The sequence below is a fragment of the Plantibacter lichenum genome (genome assembly GCF_050587525.1).
Taxonomy (GTDB): Bacteria; Actinomycetota; Actinomycetes; order Actinomycetales; family Microbacteriaceae; genus Plantibacter.
On the sequence record NZ_JBOBFT010000011.1, the window covers coordinates 46,166 to 70,789 of the forward strand.

22 protein-coding genes are annotated in these 24,624 nt (G+C 68.1%); 13 read left to right on the forward strand and 9 right to left on the reverse strand.

What is annotated here, in order from left to right; all coding sequences use genetic code 11:
• Positions 1 to 28 precede the first annotated feature (28 nt).
• Positions 29 to 2,056, reverse strand: coding sequence for a hypothetical protein (locus tag ACQ3HB_RS15185; RefSeq protein ID WP_430921039.1), 2,028 nt, complete (start codon positions 2,054 to 2,056; stop codon positions 29 to 31).
• A 108-nt stretch (positions 2,057 to 2,164) separates the two neighbouring features.
• Complete coding sequence (locus ACQ3HB_RS15190; protein ID WP_430921040.1) at positions 2,165 to 3,778, reverse strand: FAD-dependent oxidoreductase; 1,614 nt, start codon at positions 3,776 to 3,778, stop codon at positions 2,165 to 2,167.
• 132 nt (positions 3,779 to 3,910) lie between these two features.
• Between ACQ3HB_RS15190 and ACQ3HB_RS15195 the strand changes: the two genes are divergently transcribed.
• The 4 genes from ACQ3HB_RS15195 (at position 3,911) to ACQ3HB_RS15210 (ending at position 8,183) form a co-directional block, all read left to right on the forward strand.
• Positions 3,911 to 4,927 carry a LacI family DNA-binding transcriptional regulator gene (locus ACQ3HB_RS15195; protein WP_430921041.1) on the forward strand — a complete coding sequence of 339 codons (1,017 nt, stop codon included), beginning with the start codon at positions 3,911 to 3,913 and terminating at the stop codon, positions 4,925 to 4,927.
• A 112-nt stretch (positions 4,928 to 5,039) separates the two neighbouring features.
• Positions 5,040 to 6,329: an ABC transporter substrate-binding protein gene (locus ACQ3HB_RS15200; RefSeq protein WP_430921043.1), complete on the forward strand. Its 1,290-nt coding sequence runs from the start codon at positions 5,040 to 5,042 to the stop codon at positions 6,327 to 6,329.
• 5 nt (positions 6,330 to 6,334) lie between these two features.
• A complete protein-coding gene (locus ACQ3HB_RS15205; protein WP_430921044.1) occupies positions 6,335 to 7,258 on the forward strand; it encodes a carbohydrate ABC transporter permease in 924 nt (307 codons plus the stop codon).
• Positions 7,245 to 8,183 carry a carbohydrate ABC transporter permease gene (locus ACQ3HB_RS15210; protein WP_430921046.1) on the forward strand — a complete coding sequence of 313 codons (939 nt, stop codon included), beginning with the start codon at positions 7,245 to 7,247 and terminating at the stop codon, positions 8,181 to 8,183. The genes ACQ3HB_RS15205 and ACQ3HB_RS15210 overlap by 14 nt, the downstream gene beginning before the upstream one ends.
• 242 nt (positions 8,184 to 8,425) lie before the next feature.
• On the opposite strand, the gene ACQ3HB_RS15215 is transcribed toward ACQ3HB_RS15210, so the two are convergent.
• From ACQ3HB_RS15215 to ACQ3HB_RS15235, 5 genes are all read right to left on the reverse strand, one after another.
• On the reverse strand, positions 8,426 to 9,442 hold the full coding sequence (locus ACQ3HB_RS15215) for an ABC transporter substrate-binding protein (protein ID WP_430921048.1): 1,017 nt from the start codon (positions 9,440 to 9,442) through the stop codon (positions 8,426 to 8,428).
• 89 nt (positions 9,443 to 9,531) lie between these two features.
• Positions 9,532 to 10,293 carry an amino acid ABC transporter ATP-binding protein gene (locus tag ACQ3HB_RS15220; RefSeq protein WP_430921050.1) on the reverse strand — a complete coding sequence of 254 codons (762 nt, stop codon included), beginning with the start codon at positions 10,291 to 10,293 and terminating at the stop codon, positions 9,532 to 9,534.
• Complete coding sequence (locus ACQ3HB_RS15225; RefSeq protein WP_430921052.1) at positions 10,290 to 11,261, reverse strand: amino acid ABC transporter permease; 972 nt, start codon at positions 11,259 to 11,261, stop codon at positions 10,290 to 10,292. Before ACQ3HB_RS15225 ends, ACQ3HB_RS15220 begins: the two co-directional genes overlap by 4 nt.
• On the reverse strand, positions 11,258 to 11,875 hold the full coding sequence (locus tag ACQ3HB_RS15230; RefSeq protein ID WP_430921054.1) for a GNAT family N-acetyltransferase: 618 nt from the start codon (positions 11,873 to 11,875) through the stop codon (positions 11,258 to 11,260). The genes ACQ3HB_RS15225 and ACQ3HB_RS15230 overlap by 4 nt, the downstream gene beginning before the upstream one ends.
• Positions 11,876 to 11,918: 43 nt before the next feature.
• Positions 11,919 to 13,073: an LLM class flavin-dependent oxidoreductase gene (locus tag ACQ3HB_RS15235; protein WP_430921056.1), complete on the reverse strand. Its 1,155-nt coding sequence runs from the start codon at positions 13,071 to 13,073 to the stop codon at positions 11,919 to 11,921.
• Between the two features lie 176 nt (positions 13,074 to 13,249).
• Between ACQ3HB_RS15235 and ACQ3HB_RS15240 the strand changes: the two genes are divergently transcribed.
• On the forward strand, positions 13,250 to 15,514 hold the full coding sequence (locus ACQ3HB_RS15240; RefSeq protein WP_430921058.1) for an FAD/NAD(P)-binding protein: 2,265 nt from the start codon (positions 13,250 to 13,252) through the stop codon (positions 15,512 to 15,514).
• 185 nt (positions 15,515 to 15,699) lie between these two features.
• On the opposite strand, the gene ACQ3HB_RS15245 is transcribed toward ACQ3HB_RS15240, so the two are convergent.
• Positions 15,700 to 16,716, reverse strand: coding sequence for an LLM class flavin-dependent oxidoreductase (locus tag ACQ3HB_RS15245; protein WP_430921060.1), 1,017 nt, complete (start codon positions 16,714 to 16,716; stop codon positions 15,700 to 15,702).
• Positions 16,717 to 16,844: 128 nt separating this feature from the next.
• On the opposite strand from ACQ3HB_RS15245, the gene ACQ3HB_RS15250 reads away from it, so the two are divergent.
• Positions 16,845 to 17,696, forward strand: a complete 852-nt coding sequence (locus ACQ3HB_RS15250) for a DUF1684 domain-containing protein (protein ID WP_430921062.1) — start codon at positions 16,845 to 16,847, stop codon at positions 17,694 to 17,696.
• Between the two features lie 112 nt (positions 17,697 to 17,808).
• On the opposite strand, the gene ACQ3HB_RS15255 is transcribed toward ACQ3HB_RS15250, so the two are convergent.
• Entirely contained in the window at positions 17,809 to 19,236 is a 1,428-nt protein-coding gene (locus tag ACQ3HB_RS15255) for an MFS transporter (protein WP_430921064.1), read from the reverse strand.
• A gap of 193 nt (positions 19,237 to 19,429) precedes the next feature.
• Between ACQ3HB_RS15255 and ACQ3HB_RS15260 the strand changes: the two genes are divergently transcribed.
• From ACQ3HB_RS15260 to ACQ3HB_RS15290, 7 genes are all read left to right on the forward strand, one after another.
• Positions 19,430 to 19,642: a heavy-metal-associated domain-containing protein gene (locus tag ACQ3HB_RS15260; protein ID WP_430921065.1), complete on the forward strand. Its 213-nt coding sequence runs from the start codon at positions 19,430 to 19,432 to the stop codon at positions 19,640 to 19,642.
• Complete coding sequence (locus ACQ3HB_RS15265) at positions 19,639 to 19,896, forward strand: hypothetical protein (protein ID WP_430921066.1); 258 nt, start codon at positions 19,639 to 19,641, stop codon at positions 19,894 to 19,896. The genes ACQ3HB_RS15260 and ACQ3HB_RS15265 overlap by 4 nt, the downstream gene beginning before the upstream one ends.
• Positions 19,893 to 22,181: a heavy metal translocating P-type ATPase gene (locus tag ACQ3HB_RS15270; protein ID WP_430921067.1), complete on the forward strand. Its 2,289-nt coding sequence runs from the start codon at positions 19,893 to 19,895 to the stop codon at positions 22,179 to 22,181. The genes ACQ3HB_RS15265 and ACQ3HB_RS15270 overlap by 4 nt, the downstream gene beginning before the upstream one ends.
• An 80-nt stretch (positions 22,182 to 22,261) precedes the next feature.
• Entirely contained in the window at positions 22,262 to 22,555 is a 294-nt protein-coding gene (locus ACQ3HB_RS15275) for a YHS domain-containing protein (RefSeq protein WP_430921068.1), read from the forward strand.
• Between the two features lie 177 nt (positions 22,556 to 22,732).
• Positions 22,733 to 23,320 (forward strand): hypothetical protein, encoded by a 588-nt coding sequence (locus ACQ3HB_RS15280; protein WP_430921069.1) that lies wholly within the window; start codon positions 22,733 to 22,735, stop codon positions 23,318 to 23,320.
• 89 nt (positions 23,321 to 23,409) lie between these two features.
• Entirely contained in the window at positions 23,410 to 23,727 is a 318-nt protein-coding gene (locus ACQ3HB_RS15285; protein ID WP_430921070.1) for a metal-sensitive transcriptional regulator, read from the forward strand.
• A gap of 54 nt (positions 23,728 to 23,781) precedes the next feature.
• Positions 23,782 to 24,624, forward strand: coding sequence for a helix-turn-helix transcriptional regulator (locus tag ACQ3HB_RS15290; protein WP_430921071.1), 843 nt, complete (start codon positions 23,782 to 23,784; stop codon positions 24,622 to 24,624).

The following is a 24,624-nucleotide window of genomic DNA, read 5'->3' on the forward strand; positions in this document are numbered from 1 at the left end:
TGCCAGGAGACTGAGGGCAAGGCGGCCGTCAGGCGGAGAACGCCACCCCGAGGGTGAGCGCGCCGCCGTGCGGGACACGGAGGACGTGCTGCCGCCGGTCGCCGTCGTCGAAGACGGTGCGGCCGGTGTCCGTCAGCGTCACGGCAGCGGGGGCGCCCCAGTTCAGCTGCATGGCGACGCCATTGCGCGTGACGCTCAGGCCCGTGGCGGTCGTGCCCGAGGTCTGGCCCCACACTGGACCCGCGGGCGCAGTCCCGCCGCCGGCTCCGGCACCAGACCACTGCAGCACATCGCCCTGGCGAAGCAGCAAGGGAACCTGCTCGACAGCAGCCGACGGAGCCGTAACGGACCTGGTGAAGCCCGTATCCGCGACACTCGTGACGGTGGTGATCCCAGCGGCGGCCGAGGTCATCGTGAAGTCGCCCGTCACCGCGCCGAGCGCACCGATGGCGACGGGCGAGCCGCCGGACCGGTACGTCGCGTTCATCGTGGCTCGCGCGTCGTCCGCACCGCTGCCGAGCACCGTGCCCCAGAAGTCGTCGCCGACAGCGGCATCGTTGAAGCCGACGGCCACCGTTCCCATGGCCGGATGCCACAGGAGCTGCGAGCCGTTGCGCACCTTCGTCGACGCTCGTTGACCGAACACGGATGCGAGGTAGTAGCGAGGCCGCCGGACGAAGACGAACTGCATCCCGAGCACACCGGTGCGCCCATCCGTGAACCGCGAGGACGCGATCGTGGGGAGCGCTGCGATGGCGGCTGCACGATCGGCGGAGCTCGCCAACGGAGCGGCGGCGGTCACGTGCATCCACAGCCTCGGCGAGGTGTTCTGCTTCGCGCGACCCACCACGGGAGTGGTCGACGCGGCCCAGTCGGCGCGTGCCGTCTCGACCGTGCCGAGGCTCGGACGATACGCGGCCAGACCAGGCACCGCCTGGAGGAACTCGCCTGTGAAGGCCGTGCGGTCCTTGGCATCGGTGAAGGCGTCGGCGATCGGAGGTCTGCCGTCGGTACGAGCCGATGCTGCGCCCATGCCGATGAATCCGGCCCCGTCCGGCTCACGAACCGTGACGAGACGAAGGATACCGAGCCATCGGTCCGCCATGTCGACGAGCCGTTGGTCACCGGTGACGCGGTAGAGATCAGCCATGTCCGGCAGCTGCACCTCATTGCTGTAGGCCAGATCGAGCCCGGTCGGCTCGTAGAACCAGCCACCGGCCGCCTGTGCGCGGGCGGTGAAAACGCCGATGCCGGCGGTGACCGAGGCTGTGAGCGCACCGTCGCCGAGCGCTTCCGCCGCATGCGCGCAGCCGACGAGGCCCGCCATCGTCTGGTTCGCGAACCGGATGATGGCCGTCGGCGTGCCCCAGGTCGTCGCATCGCTGAAGTCCAGGAACCACGCGGCTCCGAGGCGCAGCGCGTCGGCGATCTCGGCTCGTCGCTCCGGGAGGACGGACGCGGCCCCGAGGAGCTGATACGTCTCCGTGAGCGAGACGAGACCGAAGCCGGTGGCCGCCCGGCTGTGCTCGTCGGCCGAGTACTCGGACCAGGACCCGTCATCGTGCTGAAGAGACAAATAGTGGCCGATGGCCGCGTCGAGCCTCGTGAGCAGCGCCACGTCACCGGCGTACGGATTCCACGGGCGTGCGTTCGCGTAGAACCACGCGAGCGTGGCGACGTGCTCCTGCACCCGCGCGTTGAACGGTTCCGCCGGCGTGCGCCACCACCCGCCGGACATCCATCCGTGCGTCGCGCCGCCGTCCGTGACGATGTCGTTGGCCATGGCCGCGACGATCACCAGGTAGTCGGCGAGCACCTGTTCCGTCGGTGCGAAGGCGGTCCGATCCGGCGCCGACGCGAGTTCCGGGACGAGGGGGAACGCGTCGTCCAGCGTGGTGGCCGCCGCGCCCGTGGTGAGCGGAGCGGCCGCCGCTGAAGACGTCCGCCCGGCAGGGGAGACGGCGAGGAGCGTCGCAGCGGCGAAACCTCCCACCACCAGTCCTCGTCTCGTGATGAGGGGCAGCATTCCGCCCGGTGTTTCCTCAGACGTCGCCATCGACAGTCCTCTCTCTCATGCGATCGCAGCGCCGGATGACGCCGCGAAGCTCGCGCCCCACGAAGCTCACGCCCCGAGACTCACGCTCCGAGACTCACGCTCGGAGCATCACCAGCGAAGCGCCGGATCCCACCGCAGCTGCGCACCGTGGGCCACGAGATCGGCCTGGAAGTCGGCGAGCTGCTGGGCGTCGTTCCGCACCTCCCGGGGCGTGGTCGCGCCCGTCACCGCGTACGCCGCAAGCGCACCAGCGGCCTCGCCGATTGACCACTCGACCGGCTGCAAGCGGTAGCTGCCGTTCGTGATCTGCGTCGTACCGATGTTCTTCGCCGCTGCGAGCAGGTTCTCGACGCGACGGGGGATGAGCGCGCCGAGCGGGATCTCGAACGGCTGGGGTCGGCCGCCGCCGCCGGGGTGTCCGCCGGTCGACGGGTGCCGGTCGATCCAGAAGTAATGGCCGACGCCGATCGAATCAGCGTGCGACACAGCGGGACGGTCGCCGAGGACGTCGACGGAGATCTCCTGCTCGACGATCGTGTGCTCGGCGAGGAGACGCCGCGACTCCCGGTAGTACGGAACCTTCGCGAAGCCGTCGTCGGTGCCTGCGATGTCCGGACGGAGACGCAGTCCCGGCCAGCCGGTCCCGCCATCGGGGCGAGGGGCCTCCGTCTGGAGCCAGTAGAGGAGCGAGGCGCTCAGCTCCTTGGCGGCCTCGCGGTGCTGCGCGGCATCGGCGACGCCGAAGACGGGGCCGCCGATGTAGTCGTTCATCGGCCAGTTGACGATCGTGACGTCGCTCGCAAGGAAGCCCGGCTCGAACTGCCGGCGGGCGAGGATCCGACGGTAGGTCCACAGTTCAGGCGCACCGCCCATGTTGCGGTGGTCGACATCGATCGCGAACGGGTCGTCGTCGGGGTTCGGCGTCAAGGCGTAGCGCCTCGCGGGGTCGCCGGGGTGCTCGGGAGCCCGCTCGAAGCCGAGGATGCGCTCGCCGTGCAGTTGCGAGGGCCGCCAGTCGCGGAAGTGCTCGTAGCGGGCAGGCCGCTCGATCGTGTGGTCCTCGCCCTCGCGGTGGTCCATGGCGAAGCACCACGTGACCCCCTGCATGTCGAGCGGGTCGGCGGTGTCCGCGGCGCTCGGCTCCCCGGTTTGCTCGCGGGATTCCCGCCCGGAGACGTGCTCGACCCCGCCGAGCTCCAGCAGATCGCCGAGTTCCGTCGCATCGAGGATGATCTGCGCCGAGATGACGAGGTCGGAGCCGTCCGCCGCTTGGAAGGTGACGGCATCGATGCGATCGCCGGTGGTGGCGACGGAGACGGGCCGCGTCTCGAGCAGGACCGTCAGCTGCCCCGCCGAGATGAAGGGGCGGAGGAGCGAGTCGATCACCGACAGGATCACGCGCGGTTCGACGCAGACCGGGCTGACCCAGCCGGCGCCGGGGTTCAGGTGCGGGTCCGCCGCCGCCTCAGCGGTGAGCGGGGTGAAGGAGCGGTAGTGATCGCGCAACAGTTCGCGGAACCGCGCATAGCTCTCGTTGCGTCCGGTGGTCTCGACGCGGATGTGCTCGTCGCTCGGGACGAGCTGGGTCGTGAGCTGCCCACCGAGCCAGTCCGTCTCCTCGGTGAGGATGACGCGCCTCCCGCGTTCGAGGGCTGCAAGCGCGGCGGACACTCCGCCGACGCCTCCGCCCACGATCAGGATTTCGGTGCCGTGCTCGGTCATCAGTGGCCTCTCGATAGTTTTCGCAAACTTATGATTGAATTCCCGAGAACAATTGCACACGGGTCGGCGGCACGTCAAGGTCTGAGGGCCAGCCCTAGACTCGATGCAGCCACCTGGACAGGAAGGAACGCCATGAGCGCAAGGAAGCGGACGACCGCGTCCCTCTCCGATATCGCCGAGCAGGCGGGGGTCTCGATCTCCACCGTCTCGAAAGTCGCGAACGGTCAGCCGGACGTCGCGGCGACCACGCGATCGCGGGTCGAGAAACTCCTCACGGAGCACAGCTACGTCGCGCCGAAACGACGCCGGACGGAACCGCGCGAACGCATCACGTTCCTCACCCGCACGATGAACTCGCCCCTCACGCTCGACGTGCTCCGCGGGGCGGCGGCGGAGGCGCAGGCGCACGATGTCGATCTCGTCGTCTCGGTGCATCCGGACGATACGGATCTGCGCTGGATCGATGACCTGGTGGGCGACGCGAGAACGGCCGTCGTGGCCGTGCGGCCGACGCTCGACGAGGCGCAGCGCGCGCGGTTCCGCCTCCTCGGGATGCCGCTCATCGTCGTGGATCCCTACACGCCGCCCGACGACGTGTCCTACAGCATCGGCGCCACGAACTGGGCCGGCGGCCTCGAAGCCACGGAGCACCTCCTCGCTGCGGGTCACGTGCGGATCGGCATGCTCACCGGCGTTCCGGACACGCAGTCGTCCCTCGCGAGGCAGCACGGCTACCTCGCCGCGCTCGGTGCGCGGGGAATCCCGGTGGACGCCGAGCTGATCCGGAACGGCGAGTTCTCCTACGAGTCCGGTCTTGCAGACGGGCTCGAGCTCCTCGGCCTCCCGGTCCCGCCGACGGCGATCTTCGCCGCGAGCGATTTCCAGGCCGCTGGCGTGCTCGAGGCGGCGCGGCGTTCCGACGTGCGCGTGCCGGAGGACCTCAGTGTGATCGGTTTCGACGACCAGATCGTCGCGCGGATGACGGCTCCTCAGCTGACGAGCGTCCGCCAGCCCTCGGAGGAGATGGGCAAGCAGGCCGTGCGGGTCGCGACGCAGCTGCTCGCAGGGGAGGAGCCGATGGCGCATCACACCGAGTTGGCGACGACGCTCGTGGTCCGCGATTCCGTCGCTGCGGCAACGTCTCGATAAGTATCGAGAATATTTGCTTGCATTATCGGGAATCGTCGATACTATGATTCTCGACAGCGGTGAGCAGCAAGCGCCGAGGTCACCCCGACCCCGTACAAAGGAGTACCTGCTCATGCCTCAGCGCACCCGGAGAGTCGCCCTCCTCAGCATCCTCGCCATCACGGCGACCTCCCTCGTCGCCTGCAGTTCGCCAGGCGACTCGACCGACGCCGACGGCGACGTCGACCTGACCATGGCCGTCTGGTCGGCGAACGAGGACCACCTCGCCCTGTTCGACACGATCGCCGACGACTACCTCGCGAAGCACGACGAGGTGAAGTCGATCACGTTCGAGACGATCACCAACCAGGACTACATCGCGGGCCTCACGACCCGCATCGCCGGCGGCAACGTCCCCGACCTCGCCTGGATCCCCGAGGCGAACGCCCCCGAGTTCATCCAGAGCGGCGTCCTCGCGGACCTCACCGACACGTTCAAGGACACCGACGGCTACGACTACGACGACCTGCTGCCGAGCGCGACCGCGCTGTGGGAGAAGGACGGCGATCTGTACGCCTTCCCGTTCTCGAACAGCCCGTTCGCGCTCTACGTGAACCGCGACATCCTCCAGGCCGCCGGTCAGCCGGACGTGTCCGCGCTCGTCGGCACGGACGGGTACACGTGGGACGCGATCGCCGACATCGCCGCGGCCGTCAAGACCTCCACGGGGGACACCGGTCTCGTCGTCCCGTCGTTCTCGCCGACCACCTGGGACAACCTCACGCCCCTGTGGGCGTCGTGGGGAGCATCGCCGTGGACGAAGGACGGCAAGACCTGCACGTTCACGAAGCCCGAGATGACCGACTTCCTCACCTGGTTCCAGGCGCAGACGGCTCGCGGTGCGGTGTCCGCAGTGACGACCGCGGCGCAGAACCCGGTGTTCGCCACCGGTGACGTCGCCTTCAGCGTGGCGCAGCTCAGCGCATCGGGCGCCCTCGACGACAGCTTCGCGTGGGACTTCCTGCCACTGCCCTCAGGCCCCAAGGGTGAGCAGGGCGTCATCGGACAGGCCGGCATCGGCGTCGTCGCGAAGAGCAAGCACGTGGACGCGGCGACCGACTTCCTCGCCTACTTCACGAACGCCGCGAACTCCGAGAAGCTCGCGACCTACTTCCCGCCGTCCCGTGAGTCGCTCATGAACGTCGCGACACTCTCCGCTGCTGCTCCGAAACTCAGCGAGACGCAGATCCAGTCGGCGATCCTCGACGTCGTGCCCGACGCCATCGTCAAGTCCTCGAGCCCCGTCTACTCGAAGGTCACGAGCCTCGTGAGCTCCTCGCTCGACTCCGTGTGGACCGGTGGCGACGTCGGCGATGCGACCGCCGCCGTCTGCAAGGCCGCCCAGCCCGTCCTCGGACGCTGACGCCCGTGTCGTCCGCACTCCGCACGCGGGCGGCGACCCGCCCGATCCGGCGGCGCCTCGATGGAGGTGACCGCTGGATCGGACTGGCGTTCGTCGCTCCGCAGGTCATCGGCGTCCTGGCCCTCGGCGTCATCCCGTTCATCGCGGTCATCTGGTACAGCCTCAACGAGTGGACGCCGCTCACGGGCGGTTTCGACTTCATCGGGATCGACAACTACACACGGCTCTTCGCTGATCAGCGGTTCTTCAACTCGCTCCGATCGAGCTTTCTCTTCGGTGTCGGGATCGTGGTCCTCAACCTCGTCCTCGCACTCTGCCTGGCGCTGCTCCTGAACAATCGCCTGCGCGGCATCTCGACGTTCCGGGCGTTCTTCTTCTCGCCCGTCGTGGTGTCGATCATCGCCTGGTCGATCGTCTGGAACTTCCTCCTCGCTCCGGAAGGCGGGGTCAACGGGACGCTCGCGATGTTCGGCATCGACGGCACAGGCTGGCTGACCGATCCGTCGACGGCCCTCGGGTCCGTCGTCGTCATCCAGGTGTTCAAGGGCGTCGGCATGAACATGGTGCTGTTCCTCGCCGCGCTGCAGGGCGTGCCTGGGGAGATCAAGGAGGCCGCGCGATTGGACGGGGCCGGGCCCGTGCGGCTGTTCTTCGCCGTGACCCTGCCGATGATCTCGCCGACGGTGCTGCTCGCCGGCATCCTCACCACCATCGGTTCGCTCGAGGTCTTCGCCCCGATCCAGCTGCTCACCAAGGGCGGGCCGGCGGATTCCACGCTCGTCCTGCCGTATTTCCTCTACCAGACCGCGTTCCAGCAGCAGGAGTTCGGGTATGCCAGCGCCATCGGCGTCGTGCTCTTCATCATCATCCTCGGACTGACGATGGCGCAGTGGATGTCGCGGAAGAAGTGGGTCAATGATGAGAACTGAGTATCCAGAACCCGAGGTCGAGACCGTTGACACCGTGCGGGTGGTGCTGCCGGGATCGCCCGCAGCCACACGGGATTCGCAGGCATCGCGTCGCCGCAGCCGCCTCAACACGGGTGTGCTCTACGCGATCCTCGTCATCGCATCGATCCCATTCATCTATCCGACGGTGTGGATGATCTTCAGCGCGTTCAAACCGACCTCTGAGATCTTCGCCCAGCCGCCCACGCTCTGGCCGACGAACTGGACGGTGGACGGGTTCGCGAAGATCTTCACCGCCCAGCCGTTCCTGCAGCAGTACGGCAACTCGCTGTACATCGCGGTCATCGTGACGGTCGGATCGCTCATCGTGTCCGGGCTCGCGGGTTACGCGTTCGCACGGATGCGGTTCCCGTTCCGGAACACGCTCTTCGTCATCCTGCTCGCGTCCATGATGGTGCCGAGCGAAGTGACGATCATCCCGATCTTCACGGCGGTGAACGCGATGGGACTCACGGACACCCACTGGCCGCTCATCCTCATGCCGCTGCTCGGGCCGTCGTCCGTGGTGTCGGTGTTCATCTTCCGGCAGTACTTCCTCTCGCTGCCGGGGGAGCTCGAGGAAGCTGCGCGGCTCGACGGGCTGGGTCGTGTGGGCATCTTCACCCGCATCGCCTTCCCGCTGGCTCGTCCGGCGATCGCGGCGGTCACGATCCTCACGTTCCTGCGGTCGTTCAACATGTACTTCGAACCGCTCATCTTCCTCACGACTCCGGCGAAGTTCACGGTGGCGCTCGGCATCACGCGCTACCAGGACGCGTACGGCGAACCGTTGTGGACCACGCAGCTCGGCGCCGCATCGCTCACGGTCATCCCGATCCTCATCGTCTTCCTGCTCGCGCAGAAGCAGTTCATCGAGGGGATCGCCGGGACGGGCTTGAAGGGCTGAGCCTCGCGGGCCGGGTCTCGGACGCCTCGTGTTCACAACTCAGGACGGGCTCGGCGTGTCGGGCGCCCGCGGCGGTGTGTCGGCTCCGACACGCCGGATCGCTCCTGAGTTGTGAACAGGACACGGATCGGAGGGCCCTGGAACGCGAGGAACCCATCGGAGGCGAATGCCCCGATGGGTTCATCGGTGTTCGGAGGTGAGCGCAGTGCGCTGGTGAGCGCAGTGCGCTCGGTCTCCCGCGGTCAGCTGTTGTCGAGCGGCAGTCCCGGCGGGTTGACGAGCGACTCCTTGACCGCCTCGTCCTGCAAGCCCCAAGCATCGAGCAACTGGTCGTACTGGCCGTTCTTGATCAGGTAGTTGATGGCGTCCGCGATGGGCTGGGCCAGCCCGGAGTCCTTCTTCACGGTGGCCGCGATCAGCCCGTCGAGCGTCTCTCCGGCACCAGAGAACACCCCTGCCGTGCGGGTGGGGTTCGCGCCGTCCTTCGACTGCTTGTTCTGGTACGCGATGCCGGGGTTCGGGTTGAACTGGGCATCGATCTTGCCGGAATTGAGGGCGAGGGTGATCGAGTTCGCGTCGGGGAAGTACACGACATTGAGCGTCTTGCCCTCCGCCTCGAGCTTGTCCTTCCACGCGAGCAGGATCTTCTCCTGGTTCGTGCCTGAGCTCGTGGCGACGTTCAGCCCCGCGAGGTTCTCATAGTTGTCATCGAACTCCCACGTGCTCGACGCCTTCACCTGGAAGGCGAGGTTGTCTCCGCGGTAGGAGGCGAAGTCGTACTTCTCCTTGCGCTTCTCGGTGTCGGTGATGTTGGAGAGGCCGACGTCGGTGGCGCCCGTGTCGATGCCCACGAACAGGTTGTCCCACGTGGAGTTCTTCACCTCCGGCTTGAGCCCCAGCACGGCCGCGACGAGACGCCCGAGGTCTGGCTCGCTGCCGGTGAAGGTCTCGTTGTCGTCGCCGGTGAACGCGAGCGGCGGGAAGCCGGAGGGCAGTGCGCCGATGCCGATCGTGAGTGTGCCGCTGTCCAGGATCGCCTTCGGCAGCGTCTTGCGGATCTCCTCGACGGTGGAGACCGTGATCTCGGTCTCGGTGCCGGCCCCGTTGGAGAACGCGCCGACGGTCACGGTTCCGGGCGAGGCGGATGCTGCGTCGGCGGCGGCCGGCCCGCTGGAGCAGGCTGCCAGCCCCGCGGTCAGGAGCGCCGCGGTGGCGAGCGCTCCGATCGCTCGAAGGCGTGTGGTGGTGAGTGTCGTCATGAGTGTTCCTCGCTGTGTGGATGCAGTGGATGAAAGGTGCCGCAGGAAGCGGCCGCATGCGACGTCTCGCACGCAACCCGAACGAGCGCTCAGGCGAGCACTTTGCTCAGGAAGTCTTGGGTTCTGGTGTGCTTGGGGTTCGACAGCACCTCGGCCGGTGAGCCCTCTTCGACGATGACGCCGTCGTCCATGAACACCACGCGGTCGGCGACTTCACGCGCGAAGCCGATCTCGTGGGTCACGACGATGAGGGTCTTGCCGCTGCCGGCGAGGGTGCGGATGACCGTGAGCACCTCGCCGACGAGTTCGGGGTCGAGCGCCGAGGTCGGTTCGTCGAAGAGGATGACCTCCGGCTCCAGGGCGAGTGCTCGAGCGATCGCGACCCGCTGCTGTTGTCCGCCGGAGAGCTGGCGCGGATACGCGTCCTCCTTGTCGGAGAGGCCGACTCGGGCGAGCAGGCTGCTGGCGTGATCGCGTGCGTCCTTCGGCTTCACGCCGTGGGAGATCGGCGCTTCGCTCACGTTCTCGAGGATGGTGAGGTGCGGGAACAGGTTGAAGTTCTGGAAGACGAAGCCGATCTTCGCGCGCTGGCGGAGGATCTCCTTCTCGCGCAGCTCCTTGAGCCGATCGCCTTTCACCCGCACGCCGATCAGCTCGCCGTTCAGGGCGACGTATCCTTCATCGAGTTTCTCCAGGTGGTTGATCGCACGCAGGAGCGTCGACTTGCCGGAGCCGGAGGGGCCCAGGATGACGGTGACGGTTCCGGCTTCGACGCTGAAGTCGATGCCCTTGAGGACCTGCTTGTCGCCGTAAGCCTTCGTGGCGTTGTGGACTTCGATCGCGATGGTCATGCGCTCGCCTTCGCTCTGAGCGACGCCACGGTTCCACGCACCCGCTGCCAGGGCGTGGGCGGGAGCACCCGCACGGATCCGCGGGCATAGAACCGCTCGACGTAGTACTGGACGATGGAGATGCTGCTGGTGAGGATGAGATACCAGATCGTGGCCACGACGAGCAACGGGATGATGTCGGTCGGGTACGTGCTTCCGAGATTGAGCACAACGCCGAAGAGGTCGAGCAGCGAGACGTAGTAGAGGAGCGAGCTCGCCTTCAGCAGGCCGATGATCTGATTGACGTACGCGGGGACGATCGAGCGGAGCGCTTGCGGCAGCACGATCCGCAGGAACTGGCGGCGCCGGGGAATGCCGAGCGCGTTGGCGGCCTCATGCTGCCCCTGGTCGACGGCCAGCAGGCCGGATCGCACGACCTCTGCGCTGTAGGCGATCTCCGAGAGGCTGAGCCCGATGACGCCGAGCACGAGCGGCGACAACAGCGTGAACGTGGGAACGCTCAGTTGCGGCCCGAACGGGACGCCGATGCCGATCGCGGGATAGAGATTGCCCAGGTTGAACAGGAAGATGAGCACGAGGATGAGCGGGACCGAGCGGAACAGCCAGATGTAGAGCCAACTCACCCCGCTGAGGACGGGGTTCCCGGAGAGCCGTGCGAGGGCCACGACGATGCCGCCGAAGAAGCTGACGACGGCGCTGATCGCGGTGGCGAGCAGCGTGAGCTGCAGTCCTTTGAGGACGGGCGGGCTGAAGAACCAGTGGCCGACCTTGGCCCATTCCCAGGAGGGATTGGTGAACAGTGTCTGGATGAAGTTCAGGAGCACCACGAGCACGAGGGCCGTGATCACCCAGCGCACCGGATGCCGCAGCGGCACGACCTTCCGTTCGGCCAGCCGGTGCAGATCGACGTCGGCGGGCACGGACGCGAGGGCCGGCGGCTCCGTCGGCCGCTGCGTGAGCGCGGTCACGAGCTCGTCCGGCCGGTCGGGAGGCCGGCCGCCAGTGCGGCGACGAAGATCGGATTGGCGGCGAGGAACTCCGCCTGCTGAGCATCGTGAACCCGCTGCGCCTCCGGCACGTCGAGTGGCTCCGAGGTGAGCGACTTCGCGAACCCGTGGATGCCGATGCGCTCCGGCGGCAGCGTGACATCGAACAACGGCGTCCACCCGTTGGTCAGGTAGAGCCGAACCGCCTCGGGCTGGCGGGGTCCCGTGGTCAGGTAGGAGCGGGTGAAGCCGCGCCGACGTGACTCGTTCTCAAGCTCGGTCACGACCCGGCGGGCGAGTCCCTGGCGCCGGTGCTCCGATGACGCCCAGATGCGCTTGAGCTCCGTGGTGTGTTCGTCGAACGTCTTGAACGCACCGCCTGCGACCGCGACGCCATCGCGCAGCAACAGGAGGAATGCGCCCTTCGGCTCGATGAACTCCTCGGCCGGATAGCGGTTGAGCTCCTCGGAAGCGGGCTCGCCGAAGAGGTTCCCGTAGCGGCCGTCGTACTCCTCTTGCAGCTCCGTCAGAAGCGGCAACGCCCTCGGATCGCCGGGGCTGACGTAGGCGAATTCCTCGAACGGTGCAGGCTGCACAGCAGCGTCCGACGTCCGGCTCCCAGCCCCCTGGCTCCGTCCCTCAAGCAGCGGCATCGGTCTGTTCCTCTGACGAGGAGGCCGTCGCTGCGCCGCCGCGGGAGGGCTTGGCTGCAGCATCGCGCCGAGCCACCTCCTCGCGCACGAGCGGAATGACGTAGCGACCGAAATCGATCGTGTCGTCGACGTAGTCGTAGCCGCGGGCCGAGATGATGTCGACACCGAGGTCGACGTAGTCGAGGAGGGCTGCTGCGACGGTCTCCGGTGTGCCGACGAGGGCGTTGGAATTGCCGCGTCCGCCCGTCGCCGCCGAGACCTTGGTCCACAGTGCCCGGTCGAAGCGGTCACCCTGCTCCGCGATCGACAGGAGGCGCTGGGATCCCGCGTTCTCCGGGGAGTGCAGATCCCGTGTGACCGCCGTGGGCAGGGCGGCGGTCCGTCGTTCGATCCTGCCGAGGATCTCCTCCGCCTTCGCCCAGGCCAGTTCCTCCGTCGCTCCGAGGATGGGCCGGAACGCCACCTGGATCCGCGGACGTGAGGTGCGTCCCGCCGCGAGCGCGGCATCGGTCACGGTCTGGATCTGCTCCGCCGTGTTCGCGAGCGGTTCGCCCCAGAGCGCGTAGATGTCGCTCTCCGCTCCGCCGATCGCGTACGCGGCGGCCGATGACCCGCCGAAGGAGATCTGAGGACCGTCCGCCTGCGCAGCCCAGACATCGCTCACGAAGTTCTCGAAGCGGTAGTGCTCGCCGTCGAAGCTGAAGGGTTCGTGGCTCGTCCACGCCCGCTTGAGGATCCGGATGTACTCGCCGGTCCTGGCGTATCGCTCGTCCTTCGTGAGGAAGTCGCCCTCGGCCGCCTGATCGGCCGATGAGCCGCCCGTGATGATGTGCACGTTGACGCGGCCGTCGCTGATCTGGTCGAGCGTCGCCACGACCTTCGCCGCGTAGGTTGGCGCAGAGACGTTCGGGCGGTGGGCGAGCAGCAGGTTCAGGTGGTCGAGCTTCGAGGCGACGAAGGCCGCTGCGGTTGCGGGGTCCGGCGATCCGGAGTGGTACGCGAAGAGGATGCGGTCCCAGCCGTTGTCCTCATGAGCGCGGGCCAAGCGCAGCGTGTACTCCTTGTCGAAGCTCGATCCGCTGCGTGCGCGGGTCTCGCTGCCGTCGTTGAGTGCTGCGATGCCGAGAAATTCGATGGGCACGGTAACTCCTGTCCGAATCGTGGTGACCGGTGGTGCCGGGATGGCGGTTGCTTCCGGTTGCCCGACCCTAGGAGCAGGACTCGGCAGGCGGCAACGATCCGCATTCACAAATCGTCATGCCTGTCTTTCGCGGTCACACTGGCCGTGAACGTCGATCGGTTGGCGATTCTTGGAGGATGTCAGCCCCCATCCAGCCGCCGTCGCCCACCGTGGCCTCCGTCGCCGTCATCGGCGCTGGACCCCGCGGAGTTGGAGTGCTCGAGCGGCTCGCCGCGAATCTCGGAGAGCTCTGGACAGCAGGGAACCCGCTCGTCGTGCATCTCGTCGACCCGCACCCGGCCGGCCCCGGTCGCATCTGGCGCCACGACCAGTCGCCGCTCCTCAAACTCAACTCGATGGCCGCCGACGTCACGATGTTCACCGACGAGCGTTCGACCATCGAGGGCCCCGTGCGGCCGGGACCGTCGCTCGTGGAGTGGGCGGACCTCGTTCGACGGGGAGACGTCCGCCTGCCCGAGCAGGAAGGGGACGAGGGCGGCCTCGACGACGTGCTCCGCGAAGAACTGCGGCACCTCGGACCGGCGAGCTTCCCGACGAGGCGGCTGCAGAGTCTGTACCTTCGATGGTTCTTCGACGAGGCCGTCGCGCTCCTCGGCGATGAAGTGCGCGTGCAGGAGCACCGCACCATGGCCCGAGCTGTCAGCGATGCGTCCGACGGCCGTCAGACGGTCGAACTGGATGACGGCACGGAGCTCACCGTTGATCTCGTGCTGTACTCGCTCGGCCACACCGGCGCGGATCCGGAGCCCGAGCACGCACGACTGATCGACTTCGCCTCCCGCCGCGACCTCTACTACCTGCCGCCCGCGTTCACCGCCGACGCCGACACCCGCCCCATCGGCCCGGGCCAACGCGTCATCGTGCGCGGGTTCGGGTTGGCGGCCGTCGACCTGATCGTGTTGCTCACCGAGGGGAGGGGCGGACGGTTCGAGCAGACGGAGAGCGATGCGGGCAGCGCGCGACTCCGGTACGTTCCCTCGGGCCGGGAACCCCGGATCGCCGTGGGCTCACGACGCGGTGTGCCGTACCACTCGAAGATCGGGTCGCGGCTCGTCGGAGATCCACCGACGCTGCGGTTCTTCACCGCGGAGGCGGCCGCGCGGCTGGAAGCCGAGAGCGAATCGCTCGACTTCGCTGCGGACATCTGGCCGCTCATCGCCAAGGAGATGCTCTGGGGCTACTACCGTGAACTGTTCACGGGGCATCCCGATCGGGTGAGCCTGCCCTGGACGGAGTTCGCGGAACGCTTCGAGGCGATCGACGCGCGGGCCGCCATCGTGGCGACGGCATCCGCCCGCCCCGACAGCAGCACCCGTCAGGCCACGCCCGGCCGGCCGGCAACAGGCTCGCGGCGGGCCGCACGAACGACCGGACACCCGCTGCCGGTAGAAGGCAGCGCCGAGGAGCACGCCCGTGTCCGAGCGGACGCGGCATCGCTGACCGCATTGATCGAGTCCTCAGTGCCGGATGAACTCGATCGACTGTTCCTGCCGGAACTTGATCGGCCGCTCGACGGCGCGCGATTCGAGACCGTCGAAGAGCTCCAAGAGGCCACGCGCGCGTACATCGAACGCGATCTGCGGCTGCGCACGCTCCCCGAGCACAGCGCGACACTCGGACTGTTCATGTCGATCCTGACCGCGATGTTCGTGTTCGCAGACCTCATCGCCTCGCCGAAGTGGTCGGCGAGATCCCGGGTCGCCGACCTCAACGGCTGGTGGCTCGGCTACTTCAGCTTCATCGCGAGCGGCCCGCCCGCGCACCGCCTCGACGAGTTGCTCGCGCTCTCCGAGGCGGGGATCGTGGAGTTCATCGGCGGGGAGATGTGGGTCGACGCCGATGAAGAGCACGGCACGTTCCATGCGGGAAGCGCGAACCACGACCGGGTCGTGAGTGCGAGCGCGCTCGTCGATGCGCGGCTGCCGGACACGAGCGTCGCGCGGAGCGACAACGAGCTGCTGCGGGTGCTCCTCGACTCGGGGCAGGCACTGGAGGAGATCGCACGGGATCCGGGGGCGGCCGGGCCTGACGGGCCTCGGGGCCTGGCCGACCCGGCTGGACCGGCGGGCTTCGCTGCATCGACGGGGCGGCTCACCGTGCGGCCCGATGACCGGCGGGTGGTGCAGGGCACCGGATCGCCGGCGGAGCGGCACTACGCCATCGGCCCCTACACGAATTCGCCCTTCGTCGGCGCGTTCTCCCGCCCACAGACCAACGCCGTCTCCTTCCGCGAGAACGATCGGGTCGCTCGCGCGCTGCTCACGCACCTCGCGGCGTTGGAGGCAGAGCGTGTGCCGCCGCCGCAGCCGCCGGAGTCCATCCGCCCCGGGATGTTCTCCGACCGCCTGTGGTTCGAGTTCGCGGCGGTGCCGCGCGGGTGACTTCTCCCCGCGGGTGACCGGAGACGTCGACACCATCGTGCGCGGCGAACCTGCTCGCTGTGTTCACAACTCAGGACGGCCCCGGCGTGTCGGGCGCCCGATGCGGCGTGTCGGCGCCGACACGCCGGATCGCTCCTGAGTTGTGAACAGAGGCAGGGAGAGTTGGGGCCGACGCTTCGACAGGCTCAGCGACCGGGCGTCCAGCCGAGTGCCGGCGCGACGAGATGGCGGATGTCGCCGAGGATCTGGGCGTAGTCCTCGTCGTCGAAGGGGAACGGCAGTGCGAAGGCCGTATCGGTGGACAGTGCGAAGGCCGGGTCCTCCTGCAACCGCTCGACGATCTCTGCGGATGTCCCGATGACGTCCCGCTGGAACAGGTTCCGGCCGGGCCCGAACGCGACGCCGGCTCGTCCGTCGCGTTCCCGCGCGAACTCCCGGTACTTCGCGAGTTGCGATGGCGTCGCGCCATCGGTCGGGATGATCACGAGCCCGCTCGAAATCCGCGCGGACGCAGGATCGGGATGCGCATCGAGGTACGTGCGGATGACCGCGGCGAGGTTGCTGGCGAAATCGAGGTCGCCGTCGTGGCTCTTCACGACGTTGCTCGTCAGCAGGTTGAGCCCTTGGCGTGCTCCCCACTCGGCGGATCGGGTGCTCCCGGCGCCGTACCAGACGCGATCGGCGAGCCCGGCGGAGTGCGGCTGGATGGTCCTGGTCGACAGTTCGCCGCCGACCTCGTCCTGGTACACGAGGGGATCGCGCAGCAACTGCAGCAGCCGCTCGGCGCGTGCGTGCGTGAGGTCCTCGGACTCCCACGACGCCGGGTACATCGCTTCCTTGTAGTACTCCCAGTTCATGGGAGTGCCGACGCTGAAGCCCGGGTTGAGTCTGCCGTGCGTGAGGAGGTCGACCGTGTTGAAGTCCTCGACGAGCCGGAACGGGTTCTCGCCGCCGAGGGGGATCACTGCGGTGCCCAGTGCGATGTGCTCCGTGCTGCGACTCGCGGCGGCGATGACTGAGAGCGGCGAAGAGATCGCCGTCTCCAGGTGACGCTGTCGCAGCCACGCGCTGTCGAAGCCGAGCGCTTCAGCCTGTTCGAACAGCCAGAGCGCGGACTCGTGTCCGCGCACGGGGTCGGCCGGGTCGAATCGACCGAGGGTGAGGACGCCGAGGTGTCGCAGCGGAGTCGTGGTGTCTGGCATGGTTCCGTCCTTCGCTGGGCTGCTGAACAGCTCTATCCAACCATCGGAGCGTCACTGTGCACGACCGTGTGTGACCTCCCGTTGCAGCCTCGCGAGCGGTTCCCGCGGAGCCCGCCTAGCCTCGTCCTATGAGCGCACCGAATGACGGCACCGACACGCTTCACCCGGCCGCTGCGGCGCTCGCCGCACGCCGTGCTGATCGACGCGGCCACGTGACGTCCCGTCGCGGGCCCGCCGCCTTCCTCGCCGGCGAGTTCGTGACCGAACCGGACAGTCGGATCGACGGTGCGCCCGGTCTGTGGTCACCGCTCGCTCCCGGAGAGCGAGGCCTGCTCGTGCGGGCCGCGGCATCCGAGGGCGTGAGGATCGGCGGTCGCCTCGTCGACGGAGACGCCGTGCTCCACGCGGACGATTCGACCGGCCCGGCGATCGCCGAGTTCCCCGACGGCGCCGAAGGCGTGCTCTTCAGCTACGACGACACGACATACGCGTTGCAGGTGTGGCGCTCGGACTCGGCGTGGGCGAAGCGGTTCGACGACATCGCGGCGTATCCGTGGGATGCCGAGTGGGTCGTTTCGGCCACCGTGCTTCCGGTCGCGCCCGGTCGGACGGTCGCGATCACGCATCATCGGGATCCTCGCCCGGTCCCCGTGCCGGTCGTCGCCGAGCTCGCGTTCACCCGCGAGGGACGCGAGCATCGGCTCCTCGCGACACCGGGACCCGAGGGCGATCACGAGCTTCTCGTGCACTTCCGTGATGCGACGAACGGCTCCGAATCGTATGCTTCCGGACGGAGCCTCCGCGTGCGGAACTCCGGTGGGGGAGTCGTCGAGCTGGACTTCAACCACGCGGAACTGCTGCCGTGCTCATTCAGCCTGGCCTGGAACTGCCCGCTGCCTCCCGCCGAGAACGGCCTCCCGATCCCGGTTCGCGCCGGTGAGCGCAATGCCGTCGACGCGGACGGGGTGCCGATCCTCTGAGCTCTCCAGGTACAGACGGCTGTGCTGGTGCAGACGGCTGTCCAGGTACAGACGGCTGTGCTGGATTCATCGACGTGCGATGAATCCAGCACAGGACGCCAGTCGGAGCGGACTACGCCGAGACGGACTCGGCCACGGGTTCCGCGGCCTGCGGCTTCGACATCGCGAACGCGGTGACCACCGCGCCGAGAAGCGCGAGCGCACCTGCGCCGAGGAAGGCCGCCGAGTAGCCCTGCGTGAGCGCGACGCGGGTCGGTTCGCTGCCGGAGACGCCGTAGACGATCGCCGTGAGCGCGGCGAGGCCGAGTGCGGAGCCGATCTGGTAACTCGTGCTCACGAGACCGGAGGCGACACCGGTCTCCGCCGGAGGTGCCGCGTTGATCGCCGTGCCGAGCGACGGCACGAACGCGAGGGACATGCCGAACGCGGCCACGAGCGTCGCGGGGAGCACGTCGACCACGTAACTCCCGTCGGCACGCACGAAGGACAGCCAGACGAGCCCGGCGGCGAGAGCGAGGAGGCCGGCGACGATCACGGCCTTCGCGCTGAACCGCGCCTGCAGCTTGGGCGCCCACGCGACCATCACGAGAACGACGAGCCCTGTCATCGGCAGGAGCGCGGCTCCGGCGGCGAAGGCGTTCGCACCGAGCACCTGCTGCAGGTAGAGGTTCAGGAAGAACCACATCGACACCCATGATGCGCCGAGCAGGAGCTGCGCGCCGTTCGCGGCGGCGAGCTGAGGCGCCCGAAGGAGACCGAGTCGCAGCAGCGGGCTGCGGCTGCGCGCCTGGATGAGGAAGAAGATCGCGAGCAGCACGGCGCCGCCGGCGAGGACACTGAGCGTCTGGACGGTGAGCCAGCCGATCTCCGGTGCGTTGACGACGGCATAGACGACCGCGGCGAGGCCCCCGGTGACCATGACGGCGCCGAGGACGTCGATCGAACCGGACGCTTGACGGACGGTGCGGGGGAGCGTCTTCGCCGTGAAGGCGAGGACGAAGACGGCGATCGGGATCGTCACGTAGAACACCCAGGGCCAGCTCGCGAACTCGGTCAGCACGCCGCCGAGGAAGACGCCGGCTGAACCACCGATGGGTGCGGCGGCGCCGTACACGGCGAATGCCTTCGGGAGGTCACGCGTACCGCCGAAGAGCATCATGAGCAGGGTGAGTGCGGCGGGCGCGATCATCGCGGATCCGGCTCCTTGAATGGCGCGACCAGCGATCTCGATCCCGACGGAGTTCGCAGCTCCCGCCACGAGTGAGCCGATGATCAGGACGGTCCAGCCGAGGACGAAGATCTTCCGCGCACCGAACGCGTCGGCGAGGCGTCCGCCCAGCAGGAGCAGGCCGCCGAAGGCGACGACGTAGGCGTTGAAGACCCACGACAGCGACTCCGGTGTGAATCCGAGGTCGCGTTGGATGTCGGGCAGGGCGACGCCGATGATCGACGTGTCCATGATGACGACGAACTGCGCCGTTGCGATCAGGACCAGGCCGAGCCATCGTTTCGCTGATGATCCGGGTGGGTGGGATGACATGTGCTCTCCTTGGTGTGCGGTGCCTGGGATACCCGGGCGGGGTATACCGTATACCCCCAGGGGGTACCATTGTCAAACGAGCCGATGGAGTCCGCCAGCGCAATCTCTCGACGTTGCGGAATACCCCAGTGGGGTATACGGTTGTGCTGTACCGATACCCAGCCGGGGTACCACGAGACGACAAGGAACTGTGATGACCACGAACGAATACCAGGTGACGGGCATGACCTGCGGACACTGCGAGATGTCGGTCCGTGAAGAGGTCGGCCAGATCGCTGGAGTCGAGGACATCCAGGTCAGTGCGCAGACGGGCAAGCTCGCCGTGACCGGCCCCGCCGACCTCGACGACGTGCAGATCCTGGCGGCCGTTGAGGAAGCCGGCTACTCGGCGGTGCGAACGGCATGAAGACCGGCACTCGCCTCGCTCTCTACGGACTCGGGCTCGTGGTGGCATTCGGCGGCGCGTACGCGATCGCCGGGGCCGTCGTCCCCGAGAGCGTCGTGACGGCGTGGACGACCGGTGCCGACACCGACGCGCACACCGACACGCCCCACGCCACTGATTCCCCAAGCGCCCCTGATTCCCCAAGCGCCCCGGATGCTCCGAGTGCTCCGGCGCACCCCAGCACACCAGACCCCACGAGCAGGACCCACAGATGAGCACAGCAGCACCCGCCAGCACCGGATCCGGCACCGCGGGAACCGGCGTCGAACTGGAGATCGGCGGGATGACCTGCGCGTCCTGCGCGATGCGGATCGAGAAGAAGCTCAACAAGCTCGACGGCGTCACCGCGACCGTGAACTACGCGACAGAGAAGGCCAAGGTCACCGTCCCGGACGGCTACGACACCGCGGCGCTCATCGCCGAAGTGGAGAAGACCGGGTACACGGCCGTGTTGCCCGTCCCCAAGCGCAGCAGACGTGACGATGCAGCATCCGGCGACGTCGACGGCGAGTCGGACCCCGAACTCCGCTCCCTCCGCAACCGGCTCATCGGCTCGGTCATCCTGACCGTCCCGGTGATCCTGATGGCGATGATCCCGGCCCTGCAGTTCACCTCCTGGCAGTGGGCGTCGCTCGCGCTCGCCGCACCCGTCATCGTGTGGGGCGCCTGGCCGTTCCACAAGGCCGCATGGACCAACCTCACGCACGGCGCAGCGACGATGGACACGCTCATCTCGATGGGCACCTCCGCCGCGTTCCTGTGGTCGCTCTACGCGCTCTTCTTCGGCACGGCGGGCGTCGCGGGGATGACGCACTCGTTCGAATTCGCCCTGGCGCCGTCGGACGGCGCCGCGAACATCTACCTCGAGGTGGGTGCTGGCGTGACGATGTTCATCCTCGCCGGACGGTACTTCGAGAAGCGGTCCAAGAAGCAGGCCGGTGCGGCACTCCGCGCCCTGCTCGAACTCGGCGCGAAGGAGGTCTCGGTCCTGCGCGGCGGCGTGGAGACGAAGATCCCGGTCGAAGACCTGGTGGTCGGTGATGAGTTCATCGTCCGCCCGGGGGAGAAGATCGCCACGGACGGCGTCGTGGTCTCCGGCACGTCCGCAGTGGACGCATCGATGCTCACGGGCGAAGCGGTTCCCGTCGAGGTAGCGGAAGGCGATGCCGTCACCGGCGCAACGACGAACGCCGGGGGACGACTCGTGATCCGAGCGACCCGCATCGGCTCCGACACGCAGCTGGCGCAGATGGCCAAGCTCGTCGAGGACGCGCAGACCGGCAAAGCGGAAGTGCAGCGCCTCGCCGACCGGATCTCCGGCGTCTTCGTGCCGATCGTCATCGTGATCGCCGTCGTCGCACTCGGCGGCTGGTTGGGCGCCGGGTTCCCCGTGACTGCAGCGTTCACGGCCGCCGTCGCCGTCCTCGTCATCGCCTGCCCCTGTGCCTTGGGGCTCGCGACGCCGACCGCTCTGCTCGTCGGAACCGGTCGCGGAGCGCAGATGGGTGTGCTCATCAAGGGGCCGGAAGTCCTCGAATCGACGCGCAAGGTCGACACCGTCGTCCTCGACAAGACGGGAACCGTCACCACCGGCAAGATGACCCTGGTCGACGTCGTCCTGGAGGCCGGCATCGATCGCGCCGAGCTGCTGCGGCTGGCCGGCGCGCTCGAGGATGCTTCGGAGCACCCCATCGCGCAGGCGATCGCCAAGGGCGCGACGCAGGAGGTCGGCGTGCTGCCGGCCGTGGACGGGTTCGCGAACATCGAGGGGAAGGGCGTCCAGGGCGTCGTCGACGGCCACGCCGTCCTCGTCGGCCGCGACTCGCTCCTCGCCGAGTGGTCGTTGCAGCTCAGCCGTGAACTCGCCGCGACGAAGGCTCGCGCGGAGGACGAGGGCAAGACCGTCGTCGCGGTGGGCTGGGACGGACAGGCGCGGGGCATCCTCGTCATCGCGGACACGGTCAAGCCGACGAGCGCGGAAGCCATCGCGCAGTTCACGGCGATCGGCCTGACGCCGATCCTCCTCACGGGGGACAACACGGCCGTCGCCAGGCGGATCGCCACCGAGGTCGGCATCGACGAGGTCATCGCCGAGGTGCTCCCGAAGGACAAGGTCGACGTCGTCAAGCGTCTCCAGAGCGAGGGCAGGGTGGTCGCGATGATCGGGGACGGCGTCAACGACGCACCCGCCCTCGCCCAAGCGGACCTCGGTCTCGCCATGGGGACCGGCGCCGACGTCGCGATCGAAGCCTCCGACATCACGCTCGTGCGCGGCGATCTGCGCAGTGCGGTCGATGCGATCCGGCTGTCCCGCAAGACCCTCGGGACGATCAAGACCAACCTGTTCTGGGCCTTCGCCTACAACGTCGCGGCGATCCCCGTCGCAGCGCTCGGCATGCTCAACCCGATGCTGGCGGGTGCGGCGATGGCGCTCTCGAGCGTGTTCGTCGTCGGCAACAGCCTGCGTCTTCGTGGCTTTAGGAGCATCGCGAAGCCGTAGCGGACCACTCGCATCACCTCGTATCACCGCATCCACGGCCATCGGCCGCACCCCTGAAACACACGAAAGGAATCACACCGATGACGAACGACCAGCAGGCGCCCGCGAGCTGTTGCAGCACCGGCGCCACCAACCCCGCAGCAGATGCGAACGGCCGCGGCACCCTCTTGGGTGGGACTCCGAACGCTTCGACCGCTTCGAGCACCGACTCGACGACGTGTGTCGTCATGGCCGGCACCGCCGTCGACATCGCAACGGCTGAGGCGGCCGGCCTCTACCGCGACTACGAGGGCAACCGGTACCACTTCTGCTGCGCAGGCTGCGGTCCGGCGTTCGACGCGGACCCAGCGAAGTACGCCGCAAGCGCCGCGTAACCGACGCCGCGCACCAGCACGGGGTCCGGGCCGCTTATGCGGTCGCGGGCCCCGTCCGTTCGCCTCCGTCGACTGCGCGCGGTTTCAAGCAGACTGCCAGCCTGAAACCGCCGCAGGTGCGCTAGTTTTCGATCGGGGGTGTGCGTCCTCCGAGTGCGACGGAAGGCACGTGGTCAGATGGATGATCTCCTCACCCCGACCGAGATCGACGCGCCGTCGCCGCGAGGCAGGCGCCGCCGGAACATCGCTCTGATCGCCGCAACCCTCGGCGTCCTCATCATCGCCGGCGCCGGCACAGCCGTCGCCGTGGAAGCGGGAGGGGCCTCCCTCGATCGGTTCCTGGCCGGTACCCCCGGAGCCACGGCGCCACCCACCGATGATCCTGTTCCGGCTGCGACGCCGACGGTTGCCGCGCACGACGGCAGCGTCGACGATTTCGGGAACCGGATCTACACGAACACGTCCGATCCCGCATCCGTCACCTATCCGGATTCCCTGTCGCCGGAGGAGCGGGCGAGGGCGGAACTGTGGGTGAAGCAGCAGTTCATCGTGGCGCAGTGCATGGCCGACAAGGGCTTCGACTATCACTTCTCTCCCTACTGGGAACGCAACGGCGGCGATCAGCCGACGTTGTACCCCATCGGCACCCCGGGGGCACTCGCCCTGTGGGGCGCCAACCTCACCGACGGAACGCCCTACAACTGGGAGAATGCGGGCTGTGACGGCTACGCCGTGCACGTCACCGGCCAGGACGACGCCGACTGACGGCCGATAGTCTGGTGCTGACGGGCTGCTCCGGCTGGTGCTGCGTGCCGCCCGCGCCCCTGGAGCCGCCGGAACGTGAGGAACGCACAATGTCGACATCATCCGAGACCCCCACGTCCGCGGCGCCGCACGGCTACATCACCGAGAAGGACAAGTACCTGAAGCGCATGGGCCGCATCGAAGGTCAGGCGCGCGGCATCTCCAAGATGATCGACGATGAGAAGTACTGCATCGACATCCTCACGCAGATCAGCGCCATGAAGAGTGCGCTCGAGGTCGTCGCCCTCGGGCTCCTCGACGACCACTTGAAGCACTGCGTCCTCGACGCGGCCAAGCTCGACGGCGACGAAGCCGCGATCAAGATCAAGGAAGCGAGCGATGCGATCGGTCGCCTCGTCCGGTCCTGACCGCCGACATCCGCTCCTCGCCGCCCCGCCGCTTCGTGATGCTCTGAGCCGCGCATGAACTCGTATCGTCAGGCCGACTGGGACGCCAGCGTCGCGCATCCGTCGTCGGTCCACGCTCCCTACCTCATGGGCACCGGGGTCGTCACGGGCGACGACGGGCACTCCAGGCCCATCTCCCCGCCGCACACCCATCCGGATGCGATGCTCGCCTGGTGCTACCGCGGAACGGTCTGGGTGTACCTGCCCGACGCGATGTGGCGACTCGCGCCGGGGCAGGGCGTCTGGATCCCCGCGCACACACCGCACACGACGCGGCACGAGAAGGATTCGACGGGCTGCTACACCTACATCCCCGACCCGTCGCTCATCGCTCCCGTGCCGGACATCGCCCGGGTGCTCGTGCCGCGCGCCGTGCAGGAGATGCTCCTGCACCTGGGCATCAACGACATGCCTGACGCGCTGCGGATCCGCATCCAGTCCGTGCTCATCGAGATGCTGCAGCAGCCGGGGGCGGAGGCGCCGGACGACTGGAGCGAGGTCCCGCTGCCGGCCGATGAACGTGTCCGTGCGCTCGTGCAGGCGGTCCTCACCGATCCGGGAGACCCTCGCACCGCCCGGGAGCTCTTCGCCGCCCACGGCCTGCATGAGCGAACGGTCCTCCGCGTGTTCAACACCGACATCGGAATGAGTTTCGGGCGGTGGCGCACCGGTGTCCGGATGACGCTCGCCGCGAGGCTCATCGTCGACGGAACGCCCATCGGTGCGGCCGCCAACCGATGCGGGTATGCCACGACGAGTGCGTTCTCCGCCGCTTTCAAGGATCGGTTCGGAACCACACCCAGACAGCACGTCACGCGGGTCCAGGCGGATCCGGCGCACCAGCTGTACTGGCGCTGA

Bases quoted from the DNA above. Each gene is read 5' to 3' on its own strand.
- ACQ3HB_RS15195 (WP_430921041.1), top strand. From the start codon at position 3,911: ATGAGCGCAAGGAAGCGGACGACCGCGTCCCTCTCCGATATCGCCGAG.
- ACQ3HB_RS15255 (WP_430921064.1), bottom strand. From the start codon at position 19,236: ATGTCATCCCACCCACCCGGATCATCAGCGAAACGATGGCTCGGCCTG.
- ACQ3HB_RS15245 (WP_430921060.1), bottom strand. From the start codon at position 16,716: ATGCCAGACACCACGACTCCGCTGCGACACCTCGGCGTCCTCACCCTC.
- ACQ3HB_RS15260 (WP_430921065.1), top strand. From the start codon at position 19,430: ATGACCACGAACGAATACCAGGTGACGGGCATGACCTGCGGACACTGC.
- ACQ3HB_RS15265 (WP_430921066.1), top strand. From the start codon at position 19,639: ATGAAGACCGGCACTCGCCTCGCTCTCTACGGACTCGGGCTCGTGGTG.
- ACQ3HB_RS15220 (WP_430921050.1), bottom strand. From the start codon at position 10,293: ATGACCATCGCGATCGAAGTCCACAACGCCACGAAGGCTTACGGCGAC.
- ACQ3HB_RS15290 (WP_430921071.1), top strand. From the start codon at position 23,782: ATGAACTCGTATCGTCAGGCCGACTGGGACGCCAGCGTCGCGCATCCG.
- ACQ3HB_RS15210 (WP_430921046.1), top strand. From the start codon at position 7,245: ATGATGAGAACTGAGTATCCAGAACCCGAGGTCGAGACCGTTGACACC.
- ACQ3HB_RS15270 (WP_430921067.1), top strand. From the start codon at position 19,893: ATGAGCACAGCAGCACCCGCCAGCACCGGATCCGGCACCGCGGGAACC.
- ACQ3HB_RS15280 (WP_430921069.1), top strand. From the start codon at position 22,733: ATGGATGATCTCCTCACCCCGACCGAGATCGACGCGCCGTCGCCGCGA.
- ACQ3HB_RS15190 (WP_430921040.1), bottom strand. From the start codon at position 3,778: ATGACCGAGCACGGCACCGAAATCCTGATCGTGGGCGGAGGCGTCGGC.
- ACQ3HB_RS15275 (WP_430921068.1), top strand. From the start codon at position 22,262: ATGACGAACGACCAGCAGGCGCCCGCGAGCTGTTGCAGCACCGGCGCC.
- ACQ3HB_RS15250 (WP_430921062.1), top strand. From the start codon at position 16,845: ATGAGCGCACCGAATGACGGCACCGACACGCTTCACCCGGCCGCTGCG.
- ACQ3HB_RS15215 (WP_430921048.1), bottom strand. From the start codon at position 9,442: ATGACGACACTCACCACCACACGCCTTCGAGCGATCGGAGCGCTCGCC.
- ACQ3HB_RS15285 (WP_430921070.1), top strand. From the start codon at position 23,410: ATGTCGACATCATCCGAGACCCCCACGTCCGCGGCGCCGCACGGCTAC.
- ACQ3HB_RS15185 (WP_430921039.1), bottom strand. From the start codon at position 2,056: ATGGCGACGTCTGAGGAAACACCGGGCGGAATGCTGCCCCTCATCACG.
- ACQ3HB_RS15200 (WP_430921043.1), top strand. From the start codon at position 5,040: ATGCCTCAGCGCACCCGGAGAGTCGCCCTCCTCAGCATCCTCGCCATC.
- ACQ3HB_RS15240 (WP_430921058.1), top strand. From the start codon at position 13,250: ATGTCAGCCCCCATCCAGCCGCCGTCGCCCACCGTGGCCTCCGTCGCC.